Consider the following 10,155-nt stretch of genomic DNA (forward strand, 5'->3'; position numbering starts at 1 on the left):
GGTTTTTATATATATATTAATAACAACAATCATCATCACAGTTATTATTATTAAATATAAATAATAAAAATACAATTAATACAATCCATATAAGAGAATTGTTTTGTTCAAAAAAGCAACCTATATCTCCATTGTTCATTACCAACAATATTATAAATCCTATTATCAAAAATAACAGCATTGGATTGTCATTTATACCATCAAATCCTCTTAACATATCTTTCAATTGGTCCATACTATCCCCCCCTTAATTATGTACCAAATTTAAAAATACTCTTATTATATATATGATGTTCTTTTAAACTTAGTGCTTGTACCTAAAAAAAATCATCAAGGCTATAACAACCTTGATGACTATTAGTTACTTTTCTTCATAAAAAGTTACATTTTTTATTACTATATCTATAGTTCCATCTGGATTCTGCCTTACACTGTATTTCATAGGATCTTCAAAGTCTGATAGATTTCCTTTTAAATCAAATCCATTGTCTGTTTTTATACTTCTCTTTTTAAGCTTCTTTTCAACCCACTTTTTGTCTATATTAAAGCCTTTTTCTAGTCCTTTTTCTTCCATGTGTTCTTTAAAGCTCTCTTTAAGTTCCTCATCTTTCATAGAGTTCTCTACAAAATCGTGTATATCTACTTCGTGTTTCTCTTTTAATGTGTAATTTAATACACTTCTAACCTCTTCTGCATGTTTTATGTCATTGCTTAGAGCATTAGTTATCCAGTTCTCAGCACTATTCTTAAATACCTTTGTTTTATATTTATCATCGTCTATTTTTTCTACATTTAAAAACTCTGTTATAAATTTAGAATCAAGTTCTTCTTTTTCTGAATCTTTGTCTAATAATCTTAAATGGAACTCATCATTTATTCCACTTACTCCTATTATTGCACATTGTTTTTGTCTTACAGTCTCTGGTATACCTATTTCACTTGCTACCATTTGGATATTAAATTTTTCATCTATAAACTCTATTGAATGAGTGTACAATTTTTTGTAGTCTAATTTTATTATAGCTACATTTTTTTCGTCTTTTACAGTGTATAAGCATATTGCTAAATCACAAGATTCTATTTCTGCATTTATTTTCATAACATCAAATAAATATGCTGCAATTTCCTTAGAATTTTCTAAGAATGTGTCTTCATCGTAAATGATTTGCTCACAACAATTTTTTATTACATTATCATTGTAGTCTTTAAAAACAGCTTTTCTTATGTCCTCGTCTTTAGTTACTCTTTTTATTACCTTTTGGAAAAACTTATCTACTTCTTGATTTACTTTTCCTTCAAAATCATTTAGTATAGGTACCTCACTATTTTTATCCAAAACATGGACTATAAACTTATGTATTATCATCTTTCCCACCTCAAATCCTTATATTTATCTTAGTTTTTGTATTAATTCTTCTATGTCTTTTGGTAATTTAGCATTAAAGCTTAATTCTTCTTTAGTTCTTGGTTGTTCAAATTCCAAGCTATATGCATGTAAAGCTTGTCTATTTATAAGGTTTTCATCTACATATCCATATAACTCATCACCTATTATACCATGACCTATGTATTCCATATGAACTCTTATTTGGTGTGTTCTTCCTGTTTCTAATTTTACCTCTAAAACTGTAGCATCTTCTAATCTTTCTAGTACTTTATAGTGAGTACGTGATGCTTGACCTCTTTCATCAACTACTCTTTTTATACTTTCTTCTGTAGATCTGTATATAGGTTGATCTATAGTACCTTCATCTTCTTTTACTATTCCTTTGACTACAGTTATATAAGTTTTTTCAACTTTGTTTTCTCCCATATCCAAAGATAGAGCATGATGTGCATATCCACTTTTAGCAACTATTACTAGTCCTGATGTATTCATATCTAGTCTGTTTACAAATCTAATTTTTACTTCTTCGTTTTTCTTAATTATATAATCTGTTACTCCATTTGCAATAGTATTATCAAAATGACTTTTAGTTGGATGTACTACCATAAATGGAGGTTTATTTACCATTATTATATCAAAATCATCATATAATATATCTAAATTTAAATCTTGTGGCTCAAATTTAGCTCTTTCCTCTTCTATTTTTACTTCTATTAAATCGCCTTTTTTTATTTTTGTACTAGGCTTTTTAAATATACCATTTACTAGTACGGTTTGATCTCTTTTCATCTTAGATAATGCTCTAACTGAAAAACTTAATTTATCTAATAGTATTTCTTTTAGAGTTGAATCTTCTTTTGATGTATATGAAATAACATTATACTTTTGATTTTCTTTTTTGAACAATTCTACACCTGCTTTCCTTAAGTCATAACATTACTATTTTATACTATTTTTAAATAATAGATAAGTACTTTTTATCATTAAAAAGCTTTAGGCTATAATAACCTAAAGCTTTTTTAACTAACTTTTTAGCTAACTTTTTTTAACTCTTGTTTATTATTGCCTATAAATACTTTATATAATAATATAAATGCAAATAAACAACATACTCCACCTAGTAAAAATGGTAGTTTATTTCCGTAATCAAATATAAATCCTGATACTAAAGAACCTGTAACCATACCGATAGCTTTAAATGACCCTTGTATTCCCATTACTTCTCCATAATTATTTTTAGCTAATTTAGAGACAATACTTTGTTGTAATGGAGTAATTAATGCACTTGAAGCAATGAACATCGCTAAGAATATTAATGCTACAATCATATTTGAACTTAAACTCGAAATTACTATAGAAATTCCTGCAATACCTAAAACAGCTACTATAGTTTTATTTTCATCAAACTTTTTACCTAAATAAGGATTTACGAATAAATTCATCATCAACGCAATTACTCCAGCTATAGCCATTACTATACCATTTACTATTGTCGGCATATTAAGCACTGATTCTACGTAGAAGTTTATTGTTGAGTTGTACGATGTAGTCGCAATTGTAGCAAGAGTCATTATTATCATCATTATACCTATTATTGACTTTAAATCTATTGATTTTTTTCCTGGTTTTAAGTGTTCTAAATATATTTTTACTTCTTTAGATTTATTTTCTATAGTTTCATCTAGTAATAAATATATACATACACCTACTAGAATAGTAAGAACAAACTGAGTAATAAAGGCATATTTATATCCAAATCCTCCGATTGCACCACCTAAAAGAGCACCACATGAACTTGCTATAGACATTGTAGCTGTATGGTATGACATATACTTAATTCTTTCTTCCTTCGTAGATACATCACTTACATAAGCTATAGAGCCAGTCATAAATCCTACAGATAAAGCCCCTCCTAATATTCTAAATAAAAGAATTAATGTGGATGTTTGTGCAAGCCCAAAACCAAGTTGACTTATTCCATAGCCAATTACTCCTATTATTAATACCTTTTTTCTTCCCTTAGCATCTGATATTGAACCCCAAATTGGAGCCATAACGAATTGAGCTATTGCCATTGTAGAATATAAAACTCCAAACATATAAGTTGGTAATCCTAAAGTATTTATTAATGTAGGTGTTACTGGATGAGCCATGTTAAATGTAGTCATTGTTATAAAATTTATAAATAGAATCTTGTTTATTTTGTTTTTATCCATGTCTTAACCTCTACTTATTTTGTCTTTGTATACTGCATATTTTGTACCTTATATAATAACACAAAAGCCTACCAATTTGGTAAGGCTTTTATGTTATTATATAAAATTTTTATAGATTATCTAAGCTTTCTTTTAAATCTGCTATAATATCCTTCACATCTTCTAAGCCAACAGATAACCTTATAAGCCCATCTGCTATGCCTGCTTCTAATCTTTCTTCTTCACTATATGGTGAATGTGTCATTGATGCTGGATGTTGAATTAAGGTTTCACAATCACCTAAACTAACTGCAAGAGTACATAGCTTCAATGAATTTAGTAGTTTCTTTCCTGCTTCTACTCCACCTTTTACTTCAAAAGATATCATTGCACCAGGAAATCTCATTTGTTTTTTAGCAAGTTCATATTGTGGGAAACTTTCTAGCCCAGGATAGCTTATTTTTTCTACATTTTTATGACTTTCTAAGAATTTTGCTACCTCTAGTGCATTTTTACAATGTCTTTCCATTCTTACATCTAATGTTTTCATACCTCTTATTATCAAATAAGCATCAAATGGACTAAGTACTGCCCCTGTCATATCTTTAACTCCAAAGAATCTTACCTCATCAATAAACTGTTTTTTGCCAACTACTATACCTGCAATAACATCTCCATGCCCATTCAAGTATTTAGTTGCTGAATGAATAACTACATCTGCTCCCAACTCTATTGGTCTTTGAATATAAGGTGTGGCAAAAGTATTATCTACAAATACTAAACAATTCTCTACTTTTTCATGTGCAATATCTGATATCGCTTTTATATCTACAAGTTTAAGGTCTGGATTTGCTGGTGATTCTAAGTACACTACCTTTGTATTTTCTTTTATTGAATTTTTTACGTCTTCTAAATTAGATGCATCTATAAAAGTAACGTCTACTCCAAATCTAGTAAGCCCATGGTTTAATAAAGCAAAGGTACATCCATATAAAGTCTTGTCAGCTAAAACATGGTCTCCTGCTTTTAAAGCTGTCCAAAGCGCTGCTGATATTGCCCCCATACCAGAAGCTGTTGCTATAGAAGCTTCTCCACCTTCTAAAACAGAAATTTTTTCTTCTAATTGAGTAAGAGTTGGGTTTCCTAGCCTTGTATAAATATAACCTTCCTCTTCTAAGGCAAATCTTCTCCCACCTTGTTCTACATTGTCAAATATAAATGTTGATGTTTGATAAATTGGTGTTGTTAAAGCTCCACACACTGAATCTTTTTTATAGCCTCCATGAATTGCCTTAGTTGAAAAACTCATTTCTTCTAGATTTTTCATAATAAGTACCCCCCTTAATATAAAGTTAGATTATCCTTTTATTTTAATGCTCTACTTTAATTATAGTATTATATTTCTTTTATGTAATAAAATTCTTCTATATACGTTCCTATTTAAATAATAATTGTTATTTCGAATTATTAAATTATGCTATAATACAAAGTATAAAGGGGTGTAAAGATGAAAAGATTTGTAACTATAAATTCAAACCAAGTATATAAGTCCCTTGAGACTAAAGAGCTACTAACTAAAAAATTAATATCTGAAGGCTTTGATGTAAAAGATTATTTCCATCCAGATACAGAATTAGTTGTATCCATTGGTGGAGATGGTTCTTTTTTGAAGACTGTACATGATTTTAACTTTCCTAATGTTCCTGTAGTTGGAATAAATACTGGTCACCTTGGTTTTTTTGCAGATATCAGTCCTGACAACATAGACACGTTTATTGACGCTTATAATAATAATGATTATATTATACAAGGTATATCACTTATTGAAGCTGAAATATTCTCACATGAATGCTGTGAGAATATTTATGCTATTAATGAAGTTGTAATCAGAGGAGATAAGTCTAGAGTTATACATTTAGATTTAAAGGTAAATGATAAGCATATACAAGATTTTGGAGGCGACGGCTTAATTATATCGACACCTACTGGTTCTACTGCCTATAACTATTCTGCTCGTGGTAGTATCGTAGATCCTAGTTTAAACCTTATGCAACTTACTCCACTTCATCCAATAAATACAAATGCTTACCGATGTTTTACATCTAGTATAATATTTTCTAGTGAGTCTATAATAAACATAGCACCAGAATATAGGTTTGAAAATTCCATTTTAGTAGTTGTAGATGGGGTAGAGCATAGATTTAGCGATGTATCTGATATTAAAATATTTGTATCAGATATTAAGGTGAATTTACTTAGAATGTCTAATTATGAGTTTTGGAGTAGAGTCACTGAAAAATTCTTATAACTATACTTAGGAGGCAATACATATGAAAATTGGCGTAATGAGCGATACTCATGGAAGTCTACTTTATTTTGAAAAAGCTCTAGATTCATTATCTGAATGTGATGTTATACTTCACGGTGGAGATGTATTATATCATGGTCCTAGAAATGATATCCCTGAAGGATATAATCCTAAAGGTATTATTGCTAAAATAAATGAAGTTAATAATATACTTATTACTAGAGGAAATTGCGATGCTGATGTAGATCAAATGGTTATAAATCATCCAATCCAAGGACCTTATGTTATGAGTCAATTTGGAGAAGTTAGAATTATTATGACTCATGGATATACTGAGTCTAAAGATGAAACAATAAAAAAGGCTAAAAGTATGGGTGCTGATATTTTAATATTAGGACATACTCATGTTAAAGAGTTATATTGTGATGAAAATTTAATTGTTTTAAATCCAGGAAGTACTTCTATCCCAAAAGACGGAACTCATTCTATCGCAATTATAGATATAATTCAAACCGAAGATGAGCTTGATATGAATTTTAATTTAATAGATATTAATACAGGCAGAATTATAAAAATAAATAATAAAGATTAAAGAACAAAAAGGTGTCAAGATTAAACTTGGCACCTTTTTGTTCTTTAGTAATTAATAATATTAACTTTATATTTGAGCGTATTTTTCCGCTATTTTTACTATTAGTTTAGAGCATTTTTCCATAGTACCTACTGGTACACATTCATTTTTACTATGGAAGTTTAATCCTCCAGTAAATATGTTAGGACAAGGAAGTCCCATAAATGATAATCTTGCTCCATCTGTACCACCTCTTATTGGTATTATAAGTGGGTCTATTCCAACTTCTTTCATAGCTTCTTCTGCTATATCAACTATAAATTTAACTGGCTCTACTTTTTCTCTCATATTGAAGTATTGATCATTCATATCTAAAGTAATTCTACCATTGTATTTTTCATTTAACTTATTTATTGTTTCTTCCATATAAGCTTTTCTTTTTTCGAATTTTTGCTTATCATGATCTCTTATTATATAAACCATAGTAGCTTTTTCAACATTTCCATTTAGGTCGTTTAAGTGATAGAATCCTTCATATCCTTCTGTAGTTTCAGGTCTTTCACTTGTTGGGAACATTTCTGATATTTCTGCAGCTATATGTAAAGCGTTTACCATTTTATTTTTAGATGCTCCTGGATGTACATTTCTGCCTTGTATTGTTATAGTAACACCTGCAGCATTAAAGTTTTCATATTGAAGCTCGCCTTCAATTCCACCATCAATAGTATAAGCATATTTTGCTCCAAATTTTTCTACATCAAATAAATTTGCACCTCTGCCTATTTCTTCATCTGGAGTAAATCCTATTTTTATATCTCCATGTTTAATTTCAGGATTGTTAACTAAATATTCTATTGCAGTAACTATTTCTGCTACTCCAGCCTTATCATCAGCACCAAGTAAAGTTGTACCATCAGTAACTATTAAATCTTCACCCGCAAATTTAGTAATCTCTGGATAATCTTTAACACTTGTAATTATATTTTGCTCTGAATTTAAAACTATGTCTTTTCCATCGTAATTTTCAATAATCCTCGCCTTAACATCTTTACCGCTAACATCTGGTGCTGTATCTAAATGAGATATAAATCCTATAGTTTCTGCACCTTCTACATTCCCTTTTAATGTTGCCATAACATAACTATTTTCATCTACATTTGCATCTTCAAGCCCTAATAATTTTAATTCTTCTACTAAATAATTAGCAAAAACTCTTTGACCTTCAGTTGATGGACAATTAGAATTTTTAGGATTTGCCGTTGTATCAAACGTAACATATTTTAAAAATCTTTCTACTACATTTTTTCTCATCTTTAGTACCTCTTTCTTTTTTTCATTATGTGAAAATTCTTATTTTCTTAATCCTATTTTTATCTAGGCTTTCTATGCAGAACTTTATATTTTCTACTTGTATTACTTCATTCTCTTCAGGTAATCTTCTTAAGTAACCTATTATAAATCCACCTATAGAATCAAATTCTTCAGATTCTAATTTAACGCCTATAAGTTCATTAACATCACTTATTTTTGTACTACCCTCTACTATATATTCATCCTCTTTTATTACTATAATCTCCTCATCTTCTTCATCATATTCATCTTCTATATCCCCAACTATAACTTCTACTAAATCTTCTATAGTTATAAGGCCTGAAGTTCCACCATATTCATCTACTACTATAGCCATTTGACTTTTTTCTATTTTCATTTCTTCTAATAATTGAGTAATTTTTTTAAATTCATATGTGAAAAACGGTTCTCTAATGTAATTATTAATATCAAAATTTTCAATTTCTTTATCAGTTAAAAATATTACATCTTTTATATTCAATATACCTATAACATCGTCAATTGAGTCATTGTACACAGGCATTCTACTTAATTTTTCATTTTTAAACATTTCTATTATTTCATCATAGCTATCTTCACTACTAATGGCAACCATATCTAGTCTTTGAACCATCGCTTCTTTCGCTTGCATATCTCCAAATTGGAATACATTATTTATTATTTGTCTCTCTTCTATTTCTAATACTCCTTCTTCATGACTTACATTAACCATAGTTCTTAGCTCTTCTTCAGTTATATATGGTTGATTGCCTTTATTTTCTACACCAATTAATTTAAATATTACTCCTGTTATTAAATTAAATACCCATACTACAGGTCTTAATATAAAAATTATTACCTTTATTGGCTTAGATACTAAAATAGCAACTTTTTCTGAGTTGTTTGCTGCAATAGTTTTAGGGGTTATTTCTCCAAATATTAAAACTAATATTGTCATAACTAAAGTAGCTACAGGAACTCCTTCTGGTCCTAACAATGTTATAAATAATGATGTAGATATAGATGTTGCAGCTATATTTACAACGTTATTTCCAACTAATATAGAGCCTAATAAACTATTTGGATGTTCTATTAAGTCAGCTACTAGTTTTGCTCCTTTTACTCCTTCATCTTGCATATGCCTCATTCTTATTTTACTTAGTGACATTAACGAAGTTTCAGATGCAGAAAAAAAACCTGAGCCTATAAGTAATATCACCAAGATTATAATTTGAATTAAAATACTGGTTCCTTCCAACCTTTACCACTCTCCTAGTTTTTATTTTTGATGTCAATATAGATTATATCATATTTAATTTGTATTTGGAAATTAATACAAGTAACTACTATTTCTTTTGTATTTTAATTTATTATTCCCTTGCTAGCCTAGTAATTATTTATTAATGAGCATTATATATGCAATAAATCTCTTTAAAAATAAAATATATTATTTGATTTATAAAATAATTACTATATTCACATACTAATACTATATTTATATAAAACCTTTAAAAAAAAATATTCTATACGTATATAAGAAATAGGTAAATCATTATCAATATATTAGGAGGTTAAATTTATGAAAGATTTATTAGAAAAAGGCGCAGTATTACAAAGAGACAAAGAAACATACGCTATAGCACCTCACCTTCCCGCTGGATTAGTAAGTCCTGACCAACTTAGAAAAATAGCTGATGTTGCTGATAAATACCAAGTTGCTGCTATAAAGGTTACTGCTGCACAACGTATAGCTATAGTAGGATTAAAAGAAGATGATATAGACAATGCTTGGGAAGATTTAGGTATGAAACCAGGTGCTGCAATAGGTTTATGCGTTAGAAGCGTTAAAACTTGTCCTGGTACAACATTCTGTAAAAGAGCTTTTACAGATTCAGTATCTATTGGACTAAAATTAGACGAAAGATATCATGGTATGGATATGCCTAATAAATTAAAAATAGGTGTAAGTGGTTGCCCAAATAGTTGTAGTGATAACCATACTCGTGATATAGGTATAATGGGTACTCCTAAAGGATGGACAGTGTTTGTTGGCGGCAAAGGTGGTACTATTCCTAGATTAGGAGATAAATTAGTTATGAGTATACCTGATGATAAAATATTAGAATTAATTGATGAAATTGTAAGTGTGTACGCTAAAAATGCGACAGGAAAACAGCGTATAGGTACTTACATAGACAAAATAGGCTTTGATAACTTCAAATCTATGATTAACTTAGAAAAATATATAAAATAATTGTTTTCTTTTGTTATTTTGTGTCACTTTTTGTTCTTATTGCATATGTTATATTAAGAGAAGCTTAAGTAGAGGTTTCTCTTACAAGATTTAATAATATGAATATCAAAA

The 10,155-nt window shown here is 29.0% G+C and carries 10 protein-coding genes; 3 read left to right on the plus strand and 7 right to left on the minus strand.

Annotated features, from left to right (window positions below; all coding sequences use genetic code 11):
* Window positions 1-16: 16 nt before the first annotated feature.
* The 5 genes from ACRC03_RS16390 to megL form a co-directional block, all read right to left on the minus strand.
* A complete protein-coding gene (locus ACRC03_RS16390; RefSeq protein ID WP_438653667.1) occupies window positions 17-235 on the minus strand; it encodes a hypothetical protein in 219 nt (72 codons plus the stop codon).
* Window positions 236-361: 126 nt separating this feature from the next.
* The gene (locus tag ACRC03_RS16395; RefSeq protein ID WP_438653668.1) at window positions 362-1,366 is read right to left on the minus strand and encodes a nucleoid-associated protein; all 1,005 of its coding nucleotides are present in this window, start codon (window positions 1,364-1,366) and stop codon (window positions 362-364) included.
* Between the two features lie 24 nt (window positions 1,367-1,390).
* Entirely contained in the window at window positions 1,391-2,293 is a 903-nt protein-coding gene (locus ACRC03_RS16400) for an RluA family pseudouridine synthase (RefSeq protein ID WP_438653669.1), read from the minus strand.
* Between the two features lie 125 nt (window positions 2,294-2,418).
* Window positions 2,419-3,603, minus strand: coding sequence for an MFS transporter (locus ACRC03_RS16405; RefSeq protein ID WP_438653670.1), 1,185 nt, complete (start codon window positions 3,601-3,603; stop codon window positions 2,419-2,421).
* Between the two features lie 109 nt (window positions 3,604-3,712).
* Window positions 3,713-4,909 (minus strand): methionine gamma-lyase, encoded by a 1,197-nt coding sequence (megL, locus tag ACRC03_RS16410; RefSeq protein WP_438653671.1) that lies wholly within the window; start codon window positions 4,907-4,909, stop codon window positions 3,713-3,715.
* Between the two features lie 180 nt (window positions 4,910-5,089).
* Here megL and ACRC03_RS16415 point away from each other — a divergent pair, with 180 nt between their 5' ends.
* Together ACRC03_RS16415 and yfcE are read left to right on the plus strand one after the other, a co-directional pair.
* Window positions 5,090-5,890, plus strand: coding sequence for an NAD(+)/NADH kinase (locus ACRC03_RS16415; protein ID WP_438653672.1), 801 nt, complete (start codon window positions 5,090-5,092; stop codon window positions 5,888-5,890).
* 22 nt (window positions 5,891-5,912) lie between these two features.
* Window positions 5,913-6,482 carry a phosphodiesterase gene (gene yfcE / locus ACRC03_RS16420; protein ID WP_438653673.1) on the plus strand — a complete coding sequence of 190 codons (570 nt, stop codon included), beginning with the start codon at window positions 5,913-5,915 and terminating at the stop codon, window positions 6,480-6,482.
* A gap of 66 nt (window positions 6,483-6,548) precedes the next feature.
* Here yfcE and pepT read toward each other — a convergent pair whose 3' ends face one another.
* Window positions 6,549-7,772 carry a peptidase T gene (pepT, locus tag ACRC03_RS16425; RefSeq protein WP_438653674.1) on the minus strand — a complete coding sequence of 408 codons (1,224 nt, stop codon included), beginning with the start codon at window positions 7,770-7,772 and terminating at the stop codon, window positions 6,549-6,551.
* Window positions 7,773-7,797: 25 nt separating this feature from the next.
* Window positions 7,798-9,048: an HlyC/CorC family transporter gene (locus ACRC03_RS16430; RefSeq protein WP_438653675.1), complete on the minus strand. Its 1,251-nt coding sequence runs from the start codon at window positions 9,046-9,048 to the stop codon at window positions 7,798-7,800.
* A gap of 321 nt (window positions 9,049-9,369) precedes the next feature.
* On the opposite strand from ACRC03_RS16430, the gene ACRC03_RS16435 reads away from it, so the two are divergent.
* Window positions 9,370-10,044: a hypothetical protein gene (locus ACRC03_RS16435; RefSeq protein ID WP_438653676.1), complete on the plus strand. Its 675-nt coding sequence runs from the start codon at window positions 9,370-9,372 to the stop codon at window positions 10,042-10,044.
* Window positions 10,045-10,155 lie beyond the last annotated feature (111 nt).

The sequence above is a fragment of the Romboutsia sp. genome, assembly GCF_051659545.1.
Taxonomy (GTDB): domain Bacteria; phylum Bacillota; class Clostridia; order Peptostreptococcales; family Peptostreptococcaceae; genus JBOFOR01.

Excerpts from the sequence above, each read along its gene's own strand:
- ACRC03_RS16405 (WP_438653670.1), bottom strand. The coding sequence starts at position 3,603 with ATGGATAAAAACAAAATAAACAAGATTCTATTTATAAATTTTATAACA.
- yfcE (WP_438653673.1), top strand. The coding sequence starts at position 5,913 with ATGAAAATTGGCGTAATGAGCGATACTCATGGAAGTCTACTTTATTTT.
- ACRC03_RS16435 (WP_438653676.1), top strand. The coding sequence starts at position 9,370 with ATGAAAGATTTATTAGAAAAAGGCGCAGTATTACAAAGAGACAAAGAA.
- ACRC03_RS16415 (WP_438653672.1), top strand. The coding sequence starts at position 5,090 with ATGAAAAGATTTGTAACTATAAATTCAAACCAAGTATATAAGTCCCTT.
- pepT (WP_438653674.1), bottom strand. The coding sequence starts at position 7,772 with ATGAGAAAAAATGTAGTAGAAAGATTTTTAAAATATGTTACGTTTGAT.
- ACRC03_RS16390 (WP_438653667.1), bottom strand. The coding sequence starts at position 235 with ATGGACCAATTGAAAGATATGTTAAGAGGATTTGATGGTATAAATGAC.
- megL (WP_438653671.1), bottom strand. The coding sequence starts at position 4,909 with ATGAAAAATCTAGAAGAAATGAGTTTTTCAACTAAGGCAATTCATGGA.
- ACRC03_RS16395 (WP_438653668.1), bottom strand. The coding sequence starts at position 1,366 with ATGATAATACATAAGTTTATAGTCCATGTTTTGGATAAAAATAGTGAG.